Genomic DNA, 23,782 nt, shown 5'->3' on the forward strand with positions numbered 1-23,782 from the left:
TTTTGCGCAGCAAATTGCTGTCCGTGCGGCGCACAAAAACAAATTGTCAGGCTGCTTCGTTTGGGCTTACATTTGAAACGGGACAGCTCTTCATGCGGGAGCCTGCGCGGAGCGAGGAGAGGAAGAATGGCCAAGACCGAAGGCGAGACAGTCATCAAGAAATACGCCAACCGACGTCTCTACAACACCGGCACCAGCACCTACGTAACGCTGGAAGACCTCGCGAAGATGGTCAAGAAAGGCGAGGAATTCCTCGTTCAGGACGCCAAGACGGGGGAGGACATCACCCACTCGGTCCTGACGCAGATCATCTTCGAGCAGGAATCCAAGACGGGCAACACGCTCTTGCCGATCTCCTTCCTGCGCCAGCTGATCTCGTATTACGGAGACCAGATGCAGATGGTCGTGCCGACCTTCCTCGAGCATTCGATGCAGGCCTTCACCGACCAGCAGGCACAGATGCGCGAACAGATGACCAGGGCCTTCGGCGAGAGCCCTCTCACGAAGAACCTGCAGGCCCCGATGCAGTTGATGGAAGAACAGGTCCGGCGCAATACGGATATGTTCCGCCAGGCAATGCAGATGTTCTCGCCATTCGGCGCCGAGGCTGCGGGCGGCGCCCCCAAGAAATCGGAATCCAAGGATATCGAGGAACTGAAGGAACAGCTCCGCAACCTTCAGAACAGGCTGGACAAGCTGTAGAGGCGGGCGCCTGGTGCTCGCCCGACCTGGCACAAAAAAAGGCCGGTTGCCCGGCCTGTTTTCTTTGGATCCGCAAGAAGCGCTTATGCGCTTTCCTTCGGCGTCAGCACCTGGCGACCGCGATACATGCCGGTCTTCAGGTCGATGTGATGCGGACGGCGAAGTTCGCCGGAGTTCTTGTCCTCGACATAGGTCGGTGCCTTCAGCGCGTCGGCCGAACGGCGCATACCGCGTTTCGAAGGGCTTGTTTTTCTCTTAGGTACAGCCATTCTCGTTACTCCACTTCGTGCAAGGCATGATCCCCGGCCGGAACTTTAGCCGAACTGGACATCCTTTAATCTCGGAAATTCGGCCGGCTTATACATGCTGATCACCCCCTTGACCAGTCCCCGGCGCAAAATTTCCGCCGGGCCCTACTGATAGATGCAGGTCGCGTATTCGCCCGCATTCCGCGCCCGTCGCTCGACGACGCCGGCAATGCGTCGCATGCCCGGGCCCGGCTTTCCGGCGACGCGGGTCGCGGGGTTGGGAAGCGCCGCGGCCAGCAGCGCCGCCTGACGCCGCGTAAGGTCGCTCGCTGGCACACCGAAATGATGCTGGGCGGCGGCCTCCGCCCCGTAGACGCCCGGAGCCCATTCCGCCACGTTGAGATAGACCTCCATCATCCGCCGCTTCGACCACACGAAGTCCGCGACGATCGCCAGCGGCATCTCCAGCGCCTTGCGAACGAAGGAGCGGCCGTTCCAGAGGAACAGGTTCTTGACGGTCTGCATGGGGATGGTGCTCGCGCCACGTGTGCTCTCCCCATCGAGCGCCCCCTCCACGACCGCCTTCATCTCCCCCCAGTCGATGCCGCCATGGCGACAGAACTGTCCGTCCTCCGACATCATCACCGAGCGGACGAGGTTGGGAGAAATGTCATCGAGGCTGACCCACCGGCGATCATAGCCCTTCAGCGTGACCAGGTCCGACAACATGAGGGTCGATACGGGATGCACGACCGGGGGCGCATATGCCAGGATGAGCACGTAGGGGACTGCCAGTACCGCCAGCGCAATGAGGATCACTCGGCGCAGGAGGCCGGCAAACGGCATCCGTCGGCTGCGATGCAAGCCTTCCCCTCCCTCTCCTGCCTGTTGCTCCGGCCTGACGTCCAATTTAGCCTCTCGGGTCAGTCGCTTCTTAACGTTTGGCGCTGCCAAAGGCCAGTGATTGACCGAGGCGGATTGACCGAAAGTTGCGGGCGAGCAAGGCGGCGGCGTTGAAGTTGCCCACGACCCGTGCCAAACAGCCGGGATGACGATATCGACCTCTGACTTCGAACAGCATCTGGGCGAGAGCGCCAAGCGGACGGAAGCGCTTCTGGTCTCTCTGCTTTCCGGCAACTGCCTGCCCGACGAAATCGCCCGCCCCACGCCGCTGCTCGCGGCCATGCGGCATGGCACTCTCGACGGGGGCAAGCGGCTGCGGCCCTTCCTCGTACAGGAGAGTTCGGCGCTTCTTGGAGGCGATCCGCAGGTGGCGGCGCGAGTGGGCTGCGCGCTGGAATGCGTGCATTGCTACTCGCTGATCCACGACGACCTTCCGTCCATGGACAATGACGACACCCGCCGCGGCAAGCCGACCGTCCACCGGGCTTTCGACGAGGCTACGGCAATCCTGGCAGGGGACAGCCTGCTGACCTATGCCTTCGACATCATTGCGGCGCCGGAGACACGGCTTGCGGACCAGCAGAAGGTCCAGCTCGTGCTGGCGCTGTCGCGCGCATCGGGCGTCGGCGGCATGGCCGGCGGCCAGTCGCTCGATCTTGCCGCGGAAAAATCGGTTCCCGATGAAGATGCGATCCAGACGCTGCAGGCCATGAAGACGGGCGCCCTGCTGCGCTTCGCATGCGAGGCGGGCGCCATCATTGCCGGTTCGGACACCGAAGACCGCCAGCGCCTCAGGACCTTCGGACAGAAGATCGGACTTGCCTTCCAGCTGGCAGACGACCTCCTCGACGTCACGGCCGATGCGGCCACGATGGGCAAGGCGACCGGCAAGGACGCCGCAAGGGGCAAGGCCACGCTGGTGGCGCTGAAAGGTCCTGAATGGGCGGAAGAACGGCTGGCGGCCCTGACGGAGGAGGCGATCAGCCTCCTGGCGCCCTTCGGTCCGCGGGCGGCCATGTTGCAGCAGACGGCCCGGTTCATAGCAGATCGCAAGAGCTGAAGACGGCTCAGCGACCGACCCTGCCTGAAGGATGAGAAACGCCTGCCGCCCTCCCGCAAGAGGCCGGCAGGCGTAACACTTTATCGGGTGATCGGAGCTATCAACACTTCCACGCGCCGGTTCTGCGCCCGGCCTTCCGGCGTCGCGTTCGAAGCGACCGGCTGCGAAGGCCCGAAGCCGAGCGTGGACACGCGCCGCTGGTCGACACCTCGGCTTGCCAGGTAGTTCGCGACCGATGCGGCACGCCGCTCGGACAGGCCCTGGTTGTGCGCAAGGCTGCCGGTCGAATCCGTATGGCCGTTGACGTCGATCAGCGTGCGATTGAACTTGTTCAGCACAATGGCGACCGAATCCAGCGTCGGATAGAAGGGCGGGATCACCTGGTCCTGGTCCGTCGCGAAAGTGACGTTGGACGGCATGTTGAGCACGATCCGGTCTCCCATGCGGGTCACCGAAACCCCGGTTCCCTGCAGCTGCGCACGCAGTTCCGCTTCCTGCTGGTCCATGTAGTTGCCGATCGCGCCGCCGGCGAGACCGCCGACCGCGGCGCCGATCAGCGCACCTTTGCCGTCACCGCCGATGGCAAGCCCGGTGAGTGCACCGAGACCCGCACCGATGGCGGCTCCACCGGTGGTGTTGGAGACCTTCTGTTGGCCCGTATAGGGATCGGTCGTGGTGCAGGCGGAAAGATAGGTGGCCGCAAGCGCGACAAATGCAAGTTTCTTGATCATCCGAATCGATGTCCCCGTCTTCTGTGGTAGGGGGTCATTTACCACAGATTACGGCGATAACGGGACAGAGTGCTTCATTCGGCAGCGGAACGGTGCCCGAAGCGTCGTTCGATATATTCGATCACCAGCTTTTCGAAGTCCGCCGCGATATCGAGACCGCGCAGGGTCAGCGCCTTTTGGCCATCGATGAAAACCGGTGCCGCTGGGCTCTCGCCGGTGCCCGGCAGCGAAATGCCGATGTCGGCATGCTTGCTTTCGCCCGGCCCGTTGACGATGCAGCCCATCACCGCGACATTGAGCGCTTCCACACCGGGGTATTTCTCCCGCCAGAGCGGCATGTTCTTGCGGATGTCTTCCTGGATGCGCTGGGCAAGCTCCTGGAAGACGGTCGACGTGGTGCGGCCGCATCCCGGGCAGGCCGCCACGACGGGGATGAACTGGCGAAAGCCCATGACCTGAAGGAGTTCCTGGGCAACCTGCACCTCGCGGGTCCGGTCGCCGTTCGGCTCGGGCGTCAGCGATACGCGGATCGTGTCGCCGATCCCGTGCTGCAGCACATATCCCATGGCCGCCGATGAGGCGACGATGCCCTTGGAGCCCATGCCTGCCTCGGTAAGGCCAAGATGGAGCGCATGGTTCGAGCGCTCCGCCAGCATGGAATAGACGGCGATCAGATCCTGCACCTGGCTGACCTTCGCCGACAGGATGATGCGGTTGCGCGGCAGGCCGATGCTTTCCGCGAGTTCGGCCGAGATGAGTGCCGACTGGACGATCGCCTCGTGCATGACCTGTCGGGCCGAAAGCGGCGAGCCCTCGACCGCGTTGCGGTCCATCAGCGTCGTCAGCAGGTCCTGGTCGAGCGAACCCCAGTTGACGCCGATGCGAACCGGCTTGTCGTAGCGGATCGCCATCTCGATGATGTCGCCGAACTGCTTGTCCTTCTTGTCCTTGAACCCGACATTGCCCGGATTGATGCGATACTTGGCAAGCGCTTCCGCGCAGGCGGGATGATCCGCGAGGAGCTTGTGGCCGATATAGTGGAAATCCCCCACCAGCGGCACGTCCAGGCCGAGGCGCAGGAGACGTTCGCGGATCTTCGGCACCGCAGCGGCGCTTTCGTCGCGATCGACGGTGATGCGCACGATTTCCGATCCCGCCCTGTGAAGAGCCGCGACCTGCGCCACGGTTGCGTCGATGTCTGCCGTATCGGTATTGGTCATGGACTGGACGACGACCGGTGCGCCGCCGCCCACGATCACACCGCCCACATCGACGGCCACGGTCGCACGGCGTGGCTTCGGATCATATTCAAGCGGTGTGGACATGGAGCTCTCGCGTCTGAAAACCTGTCATTCAGGTGGAGGATGCCCCGGCCAATGTCAACCTCGCGCAGACCTCTGCCGAGGTCGGCCGCGCGATTTCAGTCGTGGCGCACCCCGTCGGCATGGCGAGCAAGCGGCGACAGCACCAGCACCACGAGGTGCAGGACCGAAAGTGCGGCGAAGATTACGGCCAGTCCGCTGTATTCGGCAATGAAGCCGATTGCGGAAGGTGCAAGAAGGATGCCCGAATAGCCCATGGTCGTGACCACGGAGAGCCCGACGCCCGGCCGCAGGCCGGGCAGGTTTCCGGCCGCCGAGAAAACGATCGGCACGAGGTTCGAGATGCCGATGCCGGCAAGCGCGAAGCCGAGGATCGCCACGCTTTCGTCCGGGGCCATCCCGGCGACCAGCAGGCCCGTAACGGATATGACGGCGCAGACGCGAAGCGTTCTCACGGCCCCGAAACGATCGCGGACGAGGTCACCCGCAAAGCGCATGATTGCCATTGTCAGCGAGAAGGCCGCAAACGCGAATCCTGATGCGGTGACCGACGAACCGAGTTCCTGGCGAAGGTAGAGTGCGCTCCAGTCGATGATCGCTCCCTCGGGGATCATGCAGAACAGGGCCATCAGCCCGAGAAGCCACGGCAGCGCATTGCGCGGCAGCCGCAACCGTTCATGGACCTCTTCCGGATGCGGAGTATCGCGAAGCACCAAGGGCCATGCGACGGCAAGCATCAGGGCGGCCGCGATGGTGACGAGGACCGCGTGGCTGGAGACGCCCATTCGCTCGATCAGGAAACCGCCGCTCGCCGCACCGAGAAGCCCGCCAAGGCTCCAGAAGGCGTGGCAGGAGGACATGATCGCGCGCCGCATGTGCTTTTCGACGGCGACGGCATTGGCGTTCATCGCGACGTCCATGGCGCCGATAAGCCCGCCGAAAATGAATATGGCGATGGCACCCGACCAGATCTGCCCCACCCAGGTGAGAAACAGAAGCGTCGGCACGACGAGCAGTGCCGTAACGCGGGACACGGTGCTGGACCCGTAGCGTGCAATCTGGGCACCGGCGATCGGCATCATGACCAGCGAGCCGAGGCCGAAGACGAGGATCATCATCCCCAGTGCGCCTTCCGACAGTCCGAGCCGGCTGGCGAACTCCGGTATCTTCGGCGCCCAGGCCCCGACCAGGAAGCCGTTCATCAGGAAAAGAAGCGCGACGCCTGCACGTTCCCGCGTGATGTATACCCGCCGCGTCCCCGCCGCCTTGCCTTGGTCCATATCCATTCATTCAACCCCGTTGTTACGCGAGATGTATTTCAATCGATTGAAATAGCAAGCCGCGACCTTGCCTGCGGCGTCACACATTTTGTTTTGGAGAAACGATGCCCGTGAGAAGCCTACCCACCATAGACGATGAGAAGGTCCTTGGCGTCGATCTGGTCCCCAGCCTTGACCAGGAGTTCCGACACGACGCCGTCCCGCTCCGCGTGAAGCGCCGTTTCCATCTTCATCGCCTCGATCGACAGCAGCACGTCGCCGGCCTTCACCGACTGCCCCGCCGAGATCGCCACCGTGGAGATGACGCCTGGCATCGGCGCACCCAGTTGATTGGGATCGGCGGCATCGGCTTTCCGCCGGGTCGCCGATCCGGAGGCACCGTGCATCCGGTCCGGCACCTTGATGCGGCGGGGCTGGCCATTCAGTTCGAAGAAGACGGTGACCATCCCCTTCTCGTCTGTGCCGCTGGTCGCCTGGTTTACGATCACCAGTGTCTTGCCCCGTTCGATTTCCGCGAACAGTTCCTCGCCGTCCGCGAGACCGTAGAAATAGGCGTGCGTGGGCAGGACGGAGACGGGGCCGTAGGTTTCGAGCGCCTGGGCAAACTCCGTGAACACCTTGGGATACATGAGGTAGGAGGCAAACTCGAAATCCGTGACCGAACGCTCGAGCCTGGCCTCGATATCTGCCCGCTCCCCGTCAAGATCGGCATCGGCAAGCAGCGCACCGGGTCGCTCCGTATATGCCTTTTCGCCCTTGAGCGCCTTCTTCTGCAGGTTCTCCGGCCAGCCGCCCGGGGGTTGCCCGAGATCGCCCTTGAGCATTGAAACGACCGAATCGGGGAAGGCGATGTCCTTTTCCGGGTTCTCGACATCCGCGACCGTCAGGTCCTGGCTCACCATCATCAGCGCCATGTCGCCGACCACCTTGGAGGACGGCGTCACCTTGACGATATCGCCGAACATCCGGTTTGCATCCGCATAGGTCTGCGCGACGCGATGCCAGCGCGCGTCAAGCCCGAGCGAGCGCGCCTGCTCCTTCAGGTTGGTGAACTGCCCGCCGGGCATTTCGTGCAGATAGACTTCCGATGCCGGCCCCTTGAGATCGCTCTCGAATGCCGCGTACTGGTTGCGAACCGCCTCCCAGTAGAAGGAGATGCGGCGGATCCATTCCGGATCGAGGCCCGGGTCACGCGCGGTGCCCGAAAGCGCCTCGACAATCGAACCGAGACAGGGCTGGGACGTGGTGCCGGAGAATGCGTCCATGGCGGCATCGACGATGTCCACGCCCGCTTCGACGGCTGCGAGCACGGTTGCGGCGGAAATGCCGGAGGTATCATGCGTGTGGAAGTGGATCGGCAGATCGGTCGTCTCCCGCAGCGCCTTGAAAAGGACGCGTGCGGCAGCCGGCTTCAGGAGCCCTGCCATGTCCTTGACGGCGATGATGTGGGCGCCGGCCTTCTCCAGTTCCTCCGCAAGGGACGTGTAGTATTTGAGATCGTACTTCGGACGCGCGGCATCGAGGATGTCGCCCGTGTAGCATATGGCTGCCTCGCAGATCCGGTTCTCCTCCTGAACCGCATCCATCGCGACCCGCATGTTCTCGACCCAGTTGAGGCAGTCGAAGACGCGGAAGACGTCAATCCCGCCGCGGGCTGCCTGACGGACGAAATACTTCACGACATTGTCGGGATAGTTCTTGTATCCCACGCCATTGGCGCCGCGCAGCAGCATCTGCAGGAGAAGGTTCGGAGCGCCTTCGCGAACCAGCGACAGGCGTTCCCACGGATCCTCGGTCAGGAAGCGCATCGAAACGTCGAAGGTGGCGCCGCCCCAGCATTCCAGCGAGAAGAGATCGGGAAGTGTCCGCGCATAGACATCGGCAATGCGCGCAATGTCATGGGTACGGACGCGGGTCGCCAGCAGCGACTGGTGGCCGTCGCGCATCGTGGTATCGGTCATCAGGACACGGCTTTCACCGCGTATCCACTCGGCAAATTTCTGCGGCCCCAGCCGGTCGAGCATCTGCTTCGTCCCGTCCGGAACGGGACCGTCGGTATAGGGGACCACGGGTTTGGCAGCCTGCGGCGCAGGAACCGGCCGACCCTTGACGTCAGGATGGCCGTTGACGCTCACGTCCGCCAGATAGGTGAGAAGCTTCGTCGCGCGATCCTGCCGCTTTACCTGGGTGAACAGTTCCGGCGTCGTGTCGATGAACTTCGTCGTGTAGGAATTGTCGCGGAAGCTCGGATGGCCGATGATGGCCTCGAGGAAGGTGAGGTTTGTCGCGACGCCCCGGATACGGAACTCGCGCAGGGCGCGGTCCATGCGGCTGATGGCCTCCTCCGGCGTACTGCCCGAAGCCGTCACCTTGACCAGCAGGGGATCGTAGTACCGGGTGATGATCGCGCCGCTGTAGGCCGTTCCGCCGTCCAGACGGATGCCGAAGCCGGCAGCCGAGCGGTAGGCCGTGATCCGCCCGTAATCGGGAATGAAATTCTGCTCCGGGTCCTCGGTCGTGATCCGGCACTGCAGCGCGTGCCCGTGGAGGCGGATGTCCTCCTGCCGCGGTACGCCGGACTCCGCCGTTCCGATCGTGGCACCCTCCAGGATGTGGATCTGCGCCTTCACGATATCGATGCCGGTCACCACTTCCGTGACCGTGTGCTCCACCTGGATCCGCGGATTGACCTCGATGAAGTAGAACTTGCCGGTATCGGCATCCATCAGGTACTCGACCGTGCCGGCCCCGATATAGTTGGTGGCGCGGGCGATCCTCAGCGAATAGTCGGCGAGTTCCTGCCGTTGCGCCTCGGTGAGATAGGGAGCCGGTGCGCGCTCCACGACCTTCTGATTGCGGCGCTGGATGGAGCAGTCGCGCTCGAAGAGGTGCACGACGTTGCCGTGCGTGTCGCCGAGGATCTGGCTTTCCACGTGCCGCGCCCGCTCGACCAGTTTCTCGAGATAGACCTCGTCCTTGCCGAAGGCAGCCTTTGCCTCGCGCTTCGCTTCCATCACCTCCTTGGCGAGGTCCGCCTCGGAGCGGATGATCCGCATGCCGCGACCGCCGCCGCCCCACGATGCCTTGAGCATGACCGGGTAGCCGACCGCAGCCGCCATCCGCGCGACCTCGGCCATGTCATCGGGAAGCGGTTCCGTCGCCGGCACCACCGGCACTCCGACGGATACCGCAAGATTGCGGGCGGCTACCTTGTTGCCGAGCTTGCGCATCGTATCGGCCGTCGGGCCTATGAAGATGATCCCTGCCTCGTTGCAGGCCTCGACGAATTCCGGGCTTTCCGAAAGCAGCCCGTAGCCGGGATGGATGGCATCGGCGCCCGACAGCTTGGCGACGCGGATGATTTCGGGGATGGAAAGGTAACTCTCGATCGGACCGAGGTCCCGCTCCAGATGTGGACCGCGGCCAACCTGGTAGCTTTCGTCCGCCTTGAACCGGTGGAGCGACAGCTTGTCTTCCTCGGCCCATATCGCAACCGTTTTGATGCCCAGCTCATTCGCCGCGCGAAACACGCGAATGGCAATCTCGGAACGATTGGCGACAAGTATCTTGGATATGGGCAAGGTAGATCTCCTCCATCACCGCGGCCGTTGCTGCACTGCGAAGAGAGCAATAGCGGCTTAAGCGAAGAAGTTCAATTTGCCCGTCGCCGGGAACATCTGAAATTAGATGACAATGCCTTTGCGAAGGGCGAGCGCCACCACGTGCTGGCGGTTGCGCGCCTTCATCTTGTCTTGCAGGCCGTTGATATACCAGTCGACGGTATGGCTGGAAATCTGCAGCGTCCGGGCGATCTCGGGCGAGGTCAGTCCCTGCGTCAGATGGGAGATGACCTCCATCTCGCGGCGGGTGAGCGGGACGTTATTGGGTTCCTGCACTTCGTGCTCGGATGCCGCGCCACGCAATTCGAGGAGCCGCCACATCATCCGCTTTGCCGCCGTGTCGAAAAGGCTGATCTCCACCGGCGAAAGGTCAACCGGCTGGCCACTGATCGACATGCTCCCCATCAGACCGTTTCGCCCGTGTATGGGGAAGACATAACCGTCGACCATACCGTGGCGCGCGGCATCCTGTGCCAGTCGCTGAAGGCGGGCGCGACGCGGATCGTTGCGCATAAGGGAGACGGCGTCCCGCATGCGGAAGGGACGCTGGGCGACAAGCAGCGTTCGAGCGACGGGATCGACGAGCCCGTATCGCTTCGCGGCATAAACCTGGCGCCAGTTCTCCGGCATCCGGGCGGCAAGTATATGCTCGGACTCGCCCGTTTCCGGCTTCGCGCGGAGTGACAGTTCGTAGAAGTTGAACTTGTACGACCCCAGAAGGGTCTCGAACTGGTCTACCAATTCTCCTGCAGACTTGGCTTCGCCTGCAAGGACCAGAAGTTGCACAATCAGATGAACACTCAAAGCTGCCCCCAGCTCAATGCGATTACCTGCTTAAGGTTGCGAATCTCCCGCAGGTGTTGATCTTCATAAGGTTATAGTTATCAACGGTTGAATTCCAACCGTTAGATTTCGCCTGTTACAAAGTGCTGACGACTAGACAACCGGATCAACGGCCTTCGGTTCCCCGGCCACCAAAGAAGAACTTTTTTCAATTTTTCATCGCTTGTTCAGCCGGCCTTCATGCTGCTGCAGTTAAGGCTTGGCGACAATTTCGGCTTCGAACCGAAGATGAAGACAATATCAGGAAAGGATAGCGGCAAGTGACGCTGTTCCAAGTCTACACAAGAGCGCTGAAATATCTAGCGGAGAATCGCTTCCGCGTTGCCGTGGTGGTAATAGCCAACATCGTGCTTGCGGTAATCACGATTGCCGAACCGGTGTTGTTCGGCCGGATCATCGATGCAATCTCCTCGGGAGGCGAGGTCACCGGCATCCTGATGCTCTGGGCCGGTTTCGGCGTCTTCAACACTGTCGCCTATGTTCTCGTGGCTCGTGAGGCCGACCGCTTGGCGCACGGACGCCGTGCCTCCCTCCTCAGCGAGGCCTTCGGGCGCATCGTGTCGATGCCTCTCGCATGGCATCACCAGCGAGGCACTTCCAATGCCCTGCATACCTTGCTGAGAGCAAGCGAGACCCTCTTCGGCCTCTGGCTGGAATTCATGCGGACCCATCTTGCCACCGCGGTGGCCCTGCTCCTCCTCATCCCGACTGCCTTCTCGATGGATGTCCGGATGAGCATCGTCCTGGTGCTGCTCAGCATCAGCTACTGGATGATCGGCAAGATGGTGATGAACCGCACCAAGGAAGGGCAGGCTTCAGTCGAAGGGCACTACCACAACGTCTTTTCGCATGTGAGCGATTCGATCAGCAACGTCTCCGTCCTTCACAGCTACAACCGGATAGAGGCCGAGACCCGGGCCCTGCAGGACTACACCAAGAACCTTCTTGCCGCACAATATCCGGTCCTCGACTGGTGGGCGCTTGCGAGTGCCCTCAACCGGACGGCCTCCACCGTCTCGATGATGGTGATCCTGATCATCGGTACCATCCTCGTCCAGCAGGGAGAATTGCGGGTCGGCGACGTGATCGCCTTCATCGGCTTCGCCAATCTGCTGATCGGTCGTCTGGATCAGATGCGGCAGTTCGCGACCCAGATCTTCGAAGCGCGCGCAAAGCTCGAGGAATTCTTCATCCTGGAGGATTCGGTCCAGGAGCGCGAGGAACCGGCGGGCATGGCCGAACTGACGAATGTCCGCGGCACCGTCGAATTCCGCAACGTCTCCTTCGACTTCGCCAGCACCGCGCAGGGTATTCACGACGTTTCGTTCCAGGCCAAGGCCGGAGAAACGGTCGCGATCGTCGGGCCCACCGGAGCGGGCAAGACCACGCTCGTCAATCTTTTGCAGCGGGTCTACGATCCGAAGGAGGGAAAGATTCTGATCGACGGGGTCGATATTTCGACCGTGACGCGGCGCTCGCTTCGCCACTCGATCGCCACCGTTTTCCAGGATGCCGGCCTTCTCAACCGCTCCATCAGCGAGAACATCCGGCTCGGCCGCGAAGGCGCCACCGAGGAAGAGATCACCCGGGCGGCGGAAGCAGCCGCCGCAACGGACTTTATCGAGAGCCGGCTCACCGGCTACGACACGTCGGTCGGAGAGCGCGGTAATCGCCTTTCGGGCGGGGAGCGCCAGCGAATTGCCATCGCGCGCGCCATCCTCAAGAACGCACCCATCCTGGTCCTCGATGAAGCTACCAGCGCCCTCGACGTCGAGACCGAGGCGCGGGTCAAGGCTGCAATCGACCGCCTTCGGGAAAACCGCACCACCTTCATCATCGCCCACCGTCTCTCGACGGTGAGGGATGCCGACAAGGTGATCTTCCTCGACAATGGCCGCATCGCGGAAATCGGTACGTTCGATGAACTGAGCCGCAGCGGAGGTCGCTTCACCGCGCTGCTTCGCACCAGCGGCATCCTGACCGAGGACGAATCGAGTTACCACAAGCCCGCGGTTCAGGCCTGAGAAACTGTCAGATAAGGCCCCTTCGCGGGGCCTTATCTTTTTACGTCATGCGGTGACCGGCCGGCGAACCTTCGCCCCGGAAATCTCCGACAGGAGTATCCCCTCCTGGCCGTCCACGACCTTGCCGTTGACGGAAATCGAAAGCGCCCCTTCCCGCCTCTCGACGAGGACGTCGCAACGGACGTCGTCGATCAGAACCTGCGCCGAATACCCCGGCCACTCCGCGGGTATCGCCGGCTGGACGAGAAGGCGCCCCGCCTCCCGACGGATGCCGAGGATACCTTCCACCGCCACGCGGTAGAGCCACCCCGCCGAGCCGGTGTACCAGGTCCATCCGCCCCGTCCGGCAAGATCGCCGGCGCCATAGACATCGGCTGCCACCACATAGGGTTCGACGCGATAACGCTCCGCGGCTTCCGGGTCCCGCGCATGATGGATCGGGTTGAGGAGGTTGAAGCAACGCCATGCATCCTCCGTGCGTCCGAGACGGATCAGGGCCAGCACGACCCATGTCGCCGCATGGGTATACTGGCCGCCGTTTTCCCTGACGCCCGGCGGATAGGCTTTGATGTAGCCGGGATCGACCGCGGCCTGCGAGAAGGGAGGCGTGAACAGCCGGATGATGCCGTTCTCGTCGACAAGCTCGGAGAGGACGGCGTCCATCGCCTGAGCCGAACGGGCTGGGTCTCCGGCGCCGGAGAGAACGCTCCATGACTGCGAAATCGAGTCGATACGGCACTCATCGCTCTGCGACGAGCCGAGCGGCGAGCCGTCGTCGAAGTAACCCCTCCGGTAGTGCGCGCCGTCCCAGCCGGCGCTTTCCAGCGCCTCCTTGAGGCGCGCGGCATGCTGCGACCAGTGTTCGGCGCGGGAGACGTCTCCCCGCTTGCGCGCATGAGTTTCGAATTCCGCAAGCGTGCCGAGAAGGAACCAGCCGAGCCAGACGCTTTGCCCCTTTCCGCCGATGCCCACACGGTTCATACCGTCGTTCCAGTCCCCGCCGAGCATCAGCGGCAATCCGTGTTCGCCGGTCCGGCTTACCGCCAGGTCCAAAGCACGGGCCGCGTGTTCGTAGAGACTGGCCGTCTGCGGCGTCACCGTCGGTTCGAAGAACAGGTCGTGCTGGTTTTCCTCCAGCATGGGCCCCTCGATGAAGGGAAGCTCCTCGTCGAGAATACCGACGTCGCCCGTCGCCCGGATATATTCGTTTGCCGCGTAAGCGAGCCACACCACGTCGTCGGCGATCCGGGTGCGCACGCCGGCGCCCCCTTGCGGCAGCCACCAATGCTGCACGTCTCCCTCGGGAAACTGTCGCGACCCGGCCGAGAGTATCTGCTGGCGCGCGAGCGATGGCTGCTGGGCGAGGAAGGCCAGCGTATCCTGCAACTGGTCACGGAAACCGTAGGCCCCACTGGCCTGATAGAAGGCGCTGCGTGCCGTGATCCGGCATCCGAACGCCTGGTATGGGAGCCAGTGGTTGACCATGGTGTCGAAAGCGCGGTCGGGTGTCTTGACGGACAGCCTGCCCGTGAAGCCCCGCCAATGGCCCCTCGTTTCGTCGAGTATCTTCGCAAAGTCCTCGGCCTGTAGTTCGCGCAACAGCGCGACGGCCTCCTCCGATGTTTCGGCATCCCCGAGGACAAAGACGATCTCCTTCTCCTCACCGGGTGCAAGCCGTATGTCGCAGGCGATCGCACCGCAGGGATCGCCGTCCACTCCCACCGAACCGCTCAGATTGTCGTCGGAGGACAGCGCGGACGGGTATACGATCGACCCGAAGCGTCCGATGAAATCGCGACGGCTCCCGGTGAAGCTGGAGACTTCGGTGTTCGCACCAAGGAAAGCGTGGCGGCGATAGGAGGTGTTGAACCTGTTCGTCGCCAGCACCGCGCCTGTCTCTTCATCATGGCTCGTCACGATATAGGGACGGCTGCGGGCCGGATTGTTGCCGAGCAGCCATTCCGCATAGGCAAACACCCGAAGTTCCCGCGGTGTCGAACCCTGGTTGCGCACCCGCAGCGACGAAAGCTTGACCGGACGTTGTTGGTCGACCGTCTGCGTCAGCGTAACCTCGAGATCCTCCTGATCCGTGGAAAAGCTGGAATAGCCAAGTCCGTGACGTGCCTCGAACAGCGCGTCCGGTTGTCTTGTAAGCGCGGAGAAGGGCGTGACCACGGCGCGGCTGTCACGGTCGAGGATGTAGAACGCTTCGCTCGGCCGGTTCACGACCGGATCGTTCGTCCATGGTGTCAGTTGGTAGTCGCGCGAATTCTGCGCCCAGGTATAGCTGCCGCCCTCTGCCGCCACATGGAAGCCGAACCGCTCGTTGGCGATGACATTGATCCAGGGTTGCGGAGTTTTGCTGGCACCCCGGAGGCGGACCACATACTCGCTTCCGCCCTTGTCGAACCCGCCGAACCCGTTCCAGAACTCAAGCTCCGGGCCTTCCGCCTGCGGGGCAGCCATATCCCGTTCCGCCAGGGCCACCAGCGACGGCTGGTGGATCGCCGCATCGACGGGAGTCGAGAACAGCGAGACGGCGCGGTTGATCTGGTCGATCAGCTTGCCGTTTCGGGCGTGAAGGACAACCCGCGCGGCCGAGAGGATCGCGCCGAACGTCTCGTCGTCCATCAGGTCACGGCGCAGCACGAACACATGCGCGCGTCCGGATTCCGCCTGGCCTGCGCGGCGCAGGGCTTCGGTGATGCTCTCCAGCGCATGCTGCATTTCCTGCGCATAGGAGGAGGCCTGCTCGTTGATGATGACGAGGTCGGCGATCACGCCGCGCGAGCGGAGGTATTCCTGGGCGCTCACGGCTTCCTTGGCGACGCCCACGTCCATGTCATCGTTGATGCGCAGCACGAACATCGGATAATCGCCGGAGACCGCCATCGGCCAAAGCGCCGACTGCGGCTGCAGGCCCGAAAGCAGTGTTTCCTGGTCCGACCGGAGATGCATGTCCGGATAGATCAGGTAGCGCGCCAGATGCTGGAAGCTGGCTGCCTGCTGCGAGGTTACCCCCAGGTGCCGCATCTGGACCTGGGTCCTGGTCCACGCCTGGACAAGCTCGTGAGCGAAGGCATCCGGATGGCGGTAGCGTTCTATCGCCTGGTCGAGCTCCTCGCGCTTCGGTGCGGCGATGGTCCAGAAGATCATGGCGATCTTCTTGCCCGCGGGAACGCGGACCACACGCCGAAGCGACATGATCGGATCGAGCGTGAAGCCATCGCTGCCCGAGAGGGCTGCATCCCTGTCGAAGGCTGCGGCTTCCGCCAGGCTTCGGCCCCGCCCGAGGAACTTGCGTCGATCCGTCTCGAACTCTGTCGGCCGCGAGGAGCCGGCATTGTCGGCCGCCAGATGGGCGACCATCATGTCCGGATCGTTCGGGGTTCGCTTGTTTCGCCAGGCACGGATGACGTCGCCGCGCTTGCCGATCTCGGTGCGTACGAACATCCGCGAGAAAACGGGATGAGCGTTGTCGTCGTCCTCCATGGCCAGAACCGGTTCGAGATAGGAGGTGACCTCGATGAAGCGATCCTCGTCGCCGGTATTCATCAAGGTGACGCGCCGCCCTTCCGCGTCGTGCTCGCTAGCGACAATGCATTCAACGACACTGGTCAGACTGCCCACGGTCTTGTGGAACTCGACCTTGTCGTCGCCGAACATGGTCCTGGCGACTTCGCCTTCGGCGCGCCGCGGTTCGGCGGTCGTCGACCACCATTCGCCCTTCGCCGTGTCACGGAGGAAGATGAACTGGCCCCACCGGTCTTCCGTAGGATCCGCCTTCCACCGGGAGACGACCTGCCCGTTCCACCGGGAGGTTCCGGACCCGGTCGCCGTCAGCATGACGGAGTAGTGGCCGTTTGAAAGGAGCGCGATCTCGCGATCACGGAAGGCCGGGTTTTCAAGGGTCCGGATTTCCGGCCGCAGCAGTTCGGAACGGCCTCTGCCGGGCGTCTCCTCGTACTTGGCACTCATCACCGGAACGTCACGCGGCGCCTTTTCCTGCAGCAGGAGTTCGGCAGCCTCGATGACGGGATCCGCATGGAAGAGTTCGCGGAGATAGCCGTTGAAGACGACGTTGGCGATCGCCGCGATCGACATCCCGTGGTGGTGCGCATAATAATTGTAGACGACAGCGCACCGCGACCCCGCGGGCACGCGGGTCGGCGTGAAATCGACCGAGTCGTGGAAGCCGTAACGTCCCAGCGCTCCGAGCTTCTGAAGATTTTGAAGGTTGCTGAGCGCCGCCAGCGGGTCGTACTGGCTGGCGAGGATGGACGCATAGGGCGCAATGACCGCGTTCTGGCCAAGGCCGCGCTTGAGACCAAGCGTCGGCACGCCGAAGTTGGTATACTGATAGTTCAGGAGATGATCGCGGGCGTTGAAGGCCGCTTCGGATATGCCCCAGGGCGTGCCCAGACGGCGCCCGTGCGCGATCTGCTCCCTGACGACGAGGTTGTTGGTCTGGTTCAGGATACCGCCCTGCCGCTCCTGCATCACGAGCGGCGGCATCAGGTATTCGAACATCGAACCCGACCAGGATACGAGGGCGCCCTGGGCGCCGATCGGCACTACCTGTCGTCCCAGCCGGTACCAGTGCTCGTTGGGCAGGTCGCCCTTGGCGATCGCAAAGAGGCTGGTCAGGCGGCATTCGGACGCAAGGAGGTCGTAGCAGGCCTCGTCCAGTTCGTTGCCGTCGAGCCGGTATCCGATGGAGAGAAGCCGGCGGTCCTTCCGGAACAGGAAGGTGAAGTCCATGCTGAAGGCGATGTCGCGGGCCGTGTCCGCGAGAGTGATAAGCCGCCTGCGAAGCGGCTCGATCGTGGCGTGATCGAAAACGCTGTCGGAGATGTGCGCCTCGCAGACCTCCACCAGTTCGTTCGACCAGTAGAGCAGCTCCTCGCTCTGCGCAGACTGCGTTTCATGATGGAGATTAACCGCGAGTTTCTGGATGTCGCGGGCCAGAACGGCAAGATTGATGATCCGGATCGACGCGAACTCGTGCTCGCGCTTGACGGCCGCCAAGGCATTCCCGAAGCCGTTGACCCGCTCCTCTAACCGTCTCCGAAGCGGGCGGACCGTCTTGCGGTCGTCCGGGAGAGCCTTCAGTGCCAGGGACAGGATGCCCGCGACGTCGCCGACGCCGTCGAGGCTCGATTGCAGGTGCGCGGAGGGCGCTTCGCCCCATGTCCTGCAGGCCGATGAGATTGCTATCAGGTGGCCGGCAAGGTTACCGCTGTCGACGGAGGATATGTACTTCGGTCCGAGCGGTGCAAGCGTGTCCGTGTGGTACCAGTTGACCAGGTGGCCGCGGTACTTTTCCATCTTCGAGACCGTACCGATCGTCTGCTCGAGCCGCTCGATCGTCTCGGCGAAGCTGATCCAGCCGAACTGGCGGGCCGAAACCGTCGACAGCAGATAGACGCCGATATTCGTCGGCGACGTCCGGCGGGCCACGACGGGCTCCGGTCGCTCCTGGAAATTGTCCGGCGGCAGGTAGTTTTCCTCCGCCGTGACGAAAGTGTCGAAATACCGCCAGGTGCGGCGGGAGATCTGCCGGAGTTCGGTGGCGACGTCGTCGGGAACGAACAGCTGATCTTCGGTCTCGGCGGACTGGCTGACATACCAGGCGACCAGCGGCGACAGTATCCACAAGACCGCGAACGGCAAGCCGACCAGGAAGGCGTTGTCGCCTGGGATCGCCGCCAGGACAAGGCTGAAGACGGCAATTGTCGGCGCATGCCACATCTGCTTGTAGTAGTCGGCGGGACTGCCCTGGGCGCTCGACTGGATGCTGGCGGCGGTCTTCCACTCCAGCATCAGCTTCCGGCTGACGAAGAGGCGGTAGAGCGAACGGCCTATCGCGTCCGTCATCAGGCAGGCCATGTCTGCGATGAAGACGACGCGCAACGCGACCTGGGCATTGGCGGAGCGGATTTCCGACCAGACGGAATAGAAGTGGGCCCGGGGAACGATGTCCCGGCTTCGCGGGAGAAGGCCGGTGACCAGCGACAGCGTCGGCGCGACGAAGAGCAGGAAGATCAGGAAGATCTGCCAGACCAGCGCACCGAGCGGCTCGAAGAAGTACCAGCCGAGGACGGAGGCGAAGAACCAGGCGATCGGGGTCAGCGACCGGCGCAGGTTATCGACCATCTTCCAGCGGCCGAGCGCCGTGACGCCACGGGCCGGATCGAGGATATAGGGCAGCAACTGCCAGTCGCCTCGCGCCCAGCGATGCTGGCGGGAAACCTCGACCTCGTAGCGCGTCGGAAAGTCCTCGACCAGTTCCACATCCGTGACGAGCGCGCATCGCGCGAAGGAGCCTTCCAGCAGGTCGTGGCTGAGAACCGAATTCTCGTCGATGCGGCCTTTGATGGCCCGCTCGAACGCATCGATGTGATAGAGCCCCTTGCCGGTGAAGGTCCCCTCGCCGGTGAGGTCCTGGTAAACGTCGGATACGGTGAAGACGTAGGGATCGAGACCCCGGCCCACGGAGAACACCCGCTGGAACACCGAGGCGTCCTTGCCCGTGGTCAGCGACGGCGTGACCCGCGGCTGAAGGATGCCGTAGCCCTCGACAACGCGCCCGGTTTGCGGGTCGTGAACCGGGCGGTTGATCGGATGGTGCAACTTGCCGACCAGCTTGGTGACTGCGTCGCGCATCAGCCTGGTATCGGAATCCAGCGTCATCACATACTGGATGCCGTCGGGAACCGTGTTCGCGCCCGGCAGGAAGCTCGTGTCCTTGTCGCCGCGCAGAAGCAGGTTGAGTTCATGCAGCTTGCCGCGCTTGCGCTCCCAGCCCATCCACACGCCTTCGCCGGGATTGAACAGCCGCCGCCGGTGGAGAAGGAAGAAGCGCGTGCGGCCGTCGAAGGCATATTTGCGCGCGAGACCGGCAATCTCCCGCTTCGCATATTCGAGGATCTCGATATCCTCCGGGGCTTCCTCGACCTGGCTGTCCTTCCAGTCGCTGACCAGCGCGAAACAGATTTCGCCGCGCGGGTTTGCCAGATAGTGCACTTCGAGGTTGCGGACGAGTTCGTCGACGGTGTCACGGTTGGTGAGCATGCACGGCACGGCGAGGAGCGTCCTGGCATCCTCGGGGATGCCATCCTTGAACTCGTAGCCGACAAGCCGGGCAGGCTTCACGAAATAGGTGACAAGAGTGTTGAAGAGCCCGGTCGCTCCCTCCGAAGCCGGCAGCGCGAACATCACGAGGAACAGCGCGATCAGCGGTCCAGGCATTCCGGCATCGGAGAGGAACCAGCCGACCACGGCCATGGCGAGAAGCGTCAGCGCGATAACCGGAATGGCCACGGCCAGCCAATGGAGGCGCCTGATCTGGCGGACACTGCGCTGCAGGAGGGGCGGCCTGTAGCCGACGACGGCCTCTAGCTGCTTCCGGCGGCGTCCGACGAGGAAGGCGCCGATATTGTTTTCACCCTCGCCTGCACCGCCACGGTCTTCGTCGGCGGCAAGCTCGATGGCCGTCCGGGCCACCTCGATCTCGGTCTTCTCCGAGCGGCGGGCCAACTGCTCCACGCGGTTGCGGTAGCTGTTTCGGGAACCGAAATCGAGCTCCTCGTAGTCCGACCTTTCGCGGAAGATCCGGTCGACATGCGACACGTCCTCGAACCAGACGCTCCATTCCGTGTCGTCGATCTCGCGCAGGCTCTTGATGATATTGCCCATGGTCACGTTGCCGGAGGCAAGGCGGTTGTGCTCCGCCATCATGACCTCTTCGGCATCCGTGCCGGCCTTCTGCAGCCGTTCGTCCAGCCAGGACACCGCAAAGCTGGATGTCTGGGAGGCATTGCGAAGCCGGTAGAAGAACTGTGTCGCGAAGGTGTGGTCCGCCGCGAAGGGTTCCATGTCCTTCAGGACGCCGGCGCTTGCATCTTCGTCGTTCAGCCGGATGATCCGGTCCGCCAGTTCGTTTGCCCTGATCCGCATGCGTCGCGACTTGTCCACCCGCACGGCGATCCGGCGCAAGTTCTCGATCAGCACGAAGCGGAGGATGGACGGCAGCGCCCACAATTCCCCGATCTGAAGCGGCTCGGTCTCCTGGAACCCCTCGACGAGCGCCGCCAGCGCTTCCTTGGAGACGGTGCTGTGGGTATGGGCGACATAGAGCCAGGCCAGCGCCATCACCCTCGGCATGGCGTGGCCGCCGATCGTCACCCTGGGAAGCTGGCGATAGAACCGGCGCGGAAAATCGCGCCGGACCTCCTGGATGGCCTCCTCGACGATATAGTGATTGTCGATCAGCCACTCGGCGGCCGGGGTAATGGCCGCGCCCGCATCGACGTCGGCGGCGATCGTCCGGTAAACCCGAAGGATGTCCTTTTCGTTCGAGCGGTGGCGCCCGTAGAACTCGAAGGGCGCGAACTCGGGAAGGCGCTGCAGTTCGTCGCGTCCGAAGGCCTGGCCCAGATCCCGCAGTTCCTCGTTCTTCATGTAGGCCGCGCGGATCGTATCATTGTGATCGATCTGCTTGACGTCGGGGTCGCGGACGGAGGTCGACGGAGTACTGTGAAAAGACATGGTTCTTCTGTCTATGCTTCGATCTGGAGCCGCGGGGCGCATGCCTGCCGGAAAGTTCGTTCGTCTTCGTGCCGATCATGGCACCCAGAGGACCAGAAAGTCTCCGAGACCGGGGAAAATAGGGGGGAGTATGGATTTTGCAAACAGCGGCTGCCTGAAGAGGGATTTGTGCTGTTTGCTCTCTAGGAGGCAATGGCTGAACGCAGCGTGAATGGTCAGTGCGCCGCATGCCCAAGGGCTTACCTTGGCGGATGGCCGTGGTATGGGGTCTCGGTGACCCCGGCAGGGGCGTAATCGTTTCACGAAGGCAAGAGAAGTATGACGATCCATATCCCTAACGACATGCCGGAGCTGGTGGCGATCCGGCATCATCTCCATCAGCATCCGGAACTCGGACTGTCGGAATATGGAACCTCCGATTACCTCGCGGAAATGCTGACGACCCTCGGATATGAAGTCACCAGGGGGTTGTCGAAGACCGGGCTCGTGGCGACGCTGCGAAACGGCACGAGCAACCGCTCGGTGGGCATCCGTTCTGATATCGACGCCTTGCCGATCCTCGAGGAAACGGGCGCGGCCCATGCCAGTAAGACCGAGGGCTTGATGCACGCCTGCGGCCACGATGGCCACATGACCATGCTCCTCGGCGCAGCCCGGCTGCTGGCCGAGAGGCGCAACTTCGACGGCACCATCCACCTGATCTTCCAGCCGGCCGAAGAAAACTTCGGCGGCGCCCGGCTGATGATCGAGGACGGGCTTTTCGAGCGCTTTCCCTGTGATGCCGTGTTTGCCCTTCACAATGATCCGAGCCTTGCCTTCGGCGAAGTCTACCTGCGCGACGGCCCGATCATGGCGGCGGTCGACGAATGCCGCATCGTCGTCAACGGCCGGGGTGGCCACGGCGCCGAGCCCCAGGAGACGGCCGACCCCATCATTGCGGGTGCGAGCATTATCATGGCGCTTCAGACCGTGGTGTCGCGCAACCTGCATCCGCTTGACCCCGCCGTCGTGACGGTCGGCGCCTTCCATGCCGGCCAGGCGAGCAATGTCATTCCGGAACGGGCGGAAATGCTGCTGACGATCCGGTCCTTTGACCCGAAGGTTCGCGACCTGCTGGAAGAGCGCATCCGCTCGGTGGCCGAAGGCCAGGCGGCAAGCTACGGAATGTCGGTGACCATTGAGTACGAGCGCGGCTACGAGCCGACCGTCAACCATGCGGCGGAGACAGAGTTCGCCCGCCAGGTGGCGAGGCGGGTAGTCGGCGCGGACAAGGTACACGACGTCCAGCGCCCGATGATGGGAAGCGAGGACTTTGGCTACATGCTGGCCGAAACGCCTGGAAGCTACTTCTTCCTGGGAACGAAGCGGACGGAAAAGGATCCGCCGCTTCATCATCCGCGGTTCGATTTCAACGACGACGTCCTTCCGATCGGCGCGGCCCTATGGGTCGAACTTGCCGAGAGCTGGCTTCCGGCAAAGTAGCTGAAGCAACCCGTCAGGCGGCTCGGCTCAACCGAATCGCCTGATGGCCTCGGCCAGCACGTCGCTGTCAATGTTGCCGCCCGACGCGATCACCACCACCGTGTCGCCGAGGCTCTCGCCGTGGAACAGTGCGGCGGCCAGAGCAACCGCGCCGCCCGGCTCGACGGCGATCTTCAACCGGGTGAAGGCAAGCACGGCCGCCTGGAGCGCCTCGTCGTCGCTGACGGCAATCCCCGATCCGGCGAGGCGCGAGAGGATGGGGAATGTCAGGTTGCCGGGCTGCGGCGTGACGATGGCGTCACAGATCGAACCCGTCTGGCTGGCATTCCGCTGGATGCTTCCCGCCTCGAGCGAACGGGCAAAGTCGTCGAAGCCGACCGGCTCGCATGTCCGGACCCTTAGCCCGGGTGCCTTTGCTTCTAGAGCGAGCGCAACGCCTGATGCCAGGCCGCCTCCGCCTGCGGGGACGAGCACGTCCGCCGTCTCGATACCTTCTTCCCTTGCCTGCTCGGCGATCTCCAGGCCTGTGGTTCCTTGGCCTGCAATGACCAGCGGTTCATCGAAGGGACGAATGAGGGTGAGGCCCCGCTCCTGCGAAATCCTGGCGCCGATCGCGTCCCTGTCCTCGGTTGCGCGATCGTAGAGAACCACCTCGGCGCCGAAGGCCCGGGTATTGGAGATCTTGATGCGCGGGGCGTCCGACGGCATGACGATGAGGCTGGGGATATTGTGGAGCCTAGCCGCGAGCGCCACGCCCTGGGCGTGATTGCCTGAAGAGAAGGCGATCACGCCCCTGTCCCTGACCGCGGGCTCCAGGCCAGAGATGGCAGACCATGCGCCCCGGAACTTGAACGAACCGGTATGCTGGAGGCACTCCGGCTTCACGAAGACCCGGCGTCCGGCAATCTCGTCGAGAAAAGGAGAGGAAAGTAGGGGAGTGCGCCGCACCCGACCGGAAAGGCGGTCGCGTGCGGCTTCGATCATCTGGATGCTGGTCATGTCGGGCCCTGTTGAGGC

13 protein-coding genes are annotated in these 23,782 nt (G+C 63.2%); 4 read left to right on the forward strand and 9 right to left on the reverse strand.

Annotated features, from left to right (window positions below; all coding sequences use genetic code 11):
* Window positions 1-126: 126 nt before the first annotated feature.
* Complete coding sequence (gene phaR, locus ACWGPT_RS12435) at window positions 127-702, forward strand: polyhydroxyalkanoate synthesis repressor PhaR (protein ID WP_452605909.1); 576 nt, start codon at window positions 127-129, stop codon at window positions 700-702.
* An 83-nt stretch (window positions 703-785) separates the two neighbouring features.
* On the opposite strand, the gene rpmF is transcribed toward phaR, so the two are convergent.
* Both rpmF and mtgA read right to left on the reverse strand, forming a co-directional pair.
* The gene (gene rpmF / locus ACWGPT_RS12440) at window positions 786-971 is read right to left on the reverse strand and encodes a 50S ribosomal protein L32 (protein WP_003543812.1); all 186 of its coding nucleotides are present in this window, start codon (window positions 969-971) and stop codon (window positions 786-788) included.
* A 144-nt stretch (window positions 972-1,115) separates the two neighbouring features.
* Window positions 1,116-1,796: a monofunctional biosynthetic peptidoglycan transglycosylase gene (mtgA, locus tag ACWGPT_RS12445; protein ID WP_452605967.1), complete on the reverse strand. Its 681-nt coding sequence runs from the start codon at window positions 1,794-1,796 to the stop codon at window positions 1,116-1,118.
* Between the two features lie 202 nt (window positions 1,797-1,998).
* On the opposite strand from mtgA, the gene ACWGPT_RS12450 reads away from it, so the two are divergent.
* The gene (locus tag ACWGPT_RS12450) at window positions 1,999-2,913 is read left to right on the forward strand and encodes a polyprenyl synthetase family protein (RefSeq protein WP_452605910.1); all 915 of its coding nucleotides are present in this window, start codon (window positions 1,999-2,001) and stop codon (window positions 2,911-2,913) included.
* Window positions 2,914-2,993: 80 nt separating this feature from the next.
* On the opposite strand, the gene ACWGPT_RS12455 is transcribed toward ACWGPT_RS12450, so the two are convergent.
* From ACWGPT_RS12455 to ACWGPT_RS12475, 5 genes are all read right to left on the reverse strand, one after another.
* Window positions 2,994-3,644, reverse strand: coding sequence for an OmpA family protein (locus ACWGPT_RS12455; protein WP_452605911.1), 651 nt, complete (start codon window positions 3,642-3,644; stop codon window positions 2,994-2,996).
* A gap of 74 nt (window positions 3,645-3,718) precedes the next feature.
* Window positions 3,719-4,969: a flavodoxin-dependent (E)-4-hydroxy-3-methylbut-2-enyl-diphosphate synthase gene (gene ispG / locus ACWGPT_RS12460; RefSeq protein ID WP_452605912.1), complete on the reverse strand. Its 1,251-nt coding sequence runs from the start codon at window positions 4,967-4,969 to the stop codon at window positions 3,719-3,721.
* A 95-nt stretch (window positions 4,970-5,064) separates the two neighbouring features.
* Window positions 5,065-6,252 (reverse strand): MFS transporter, encoded by a 1,188-nt coding sequence (locus tag ACWGPT_RS12465; protein WP_452605913.1) that lies wholly within the window; start codon window positions 6,250-6,252, stop codon window positions 5,065-5,067.
* A 113-nt stretch (window positions 6,253-6,365) separates the two neighbouring features.
* The gene (pyc, locus tag ACWGPT_RS12470) at window positions 6,366-9,827 is read right to left on the reverse strand and encodes a pyruvate carboxylase (RefSeq protein WP_452605914.1); all 3,462 of its coding nucleotides are present in this window, start codon (window positions 9,825-9,827) and stop codon (window positions 6,366-6,368) included.
* Window positions 9,828-9,929: 102 nt separating this feature from the next.
* Window positions 9,930-10,670 (reverse strand): helix-turn-helix transcriptional regulator, encoded by a 741-nt coding sequence (locus ACWGPT_RS12475; protein WP_452605915.1) that lies wholly within the window; start codon window positions 10,668-10,670, stop codon window positions 9,930-9,932.
* A 299-nt stretch (window positions 10,671-10,969) separates the two neighbouring features.
* On the opposite strand from ACWGPT_RS12475, the gene ACWGPT_RS12480 reads away from it, so the two are divergent.
* Window positions 10,970-12,733 (forward strand): glucan ABC transporter ATP-binding protein/ permease, encoded by a 1,764-nt coding sequence (locus ACWGPT_RS12480; RefSeq protein WP_452605916.1) that lies wholly within the window; start codon window positions 10,970-10,972, stop codon window positions 12,731-12,733.
* A gap of 45 nt (window positions 12,734-12,778) precedes the next feature.
* On the opposite strand, the gene ACWGPT_RS12485 is transcribed toward ACWGPT_RS12480, so the two are convergent.
* Window positions 12,779-21,283: a GH36-type glycosyl hydrolase domain-containing protein gene (locus ACWGPT_RS12485; protein WP_452605917.1), complete on the reverse strand. Its 8,505-nt coding sequence runs from the start codon at window positions 21,281-21,283 to the stop codon at window positions 12,779-12,781.
* A 318-nt stretch (window positions 21,284-21,601) separates the two neighbouring features.
* Between ACWGPT_RS12485 and ACWGPT_RS12490 the strand changes: the two genes are divergently transcribed.
* Window positions 21,602-22,765, forward strand: a complete 1,164-nt coding sequence (locus tag ACWGPT_RS12490) for a M20 aminoacylase family protein (protein WP_452605918.1) — start codon at window positions 21,602-21,604, stop codon at window positions 22,763-22,765.
* 27 nt (window positions 22,766-22,792) lie between these two features.
* Here the strand turns inward: ACWGPT_RS12490 and ACWGPT_RS12495 are convergent, their stop codons facing one another.
* Entirely contained in the window at window positions 22,793-23,764 is a 972-nt protein-coding gene (locus tag ACWGPT_RS12495; RefSeq protein WP_452605919.1) for a threonine ammonia-lyase, read from the reverse strand.
* Between the last annotated feature and the right edge of the window lie 18 nt (window positions 23,765-23,782).

It is taken from the genome of Pseudorhizobium sp. NPDC055634 (genome assembly GCF_053618655.1).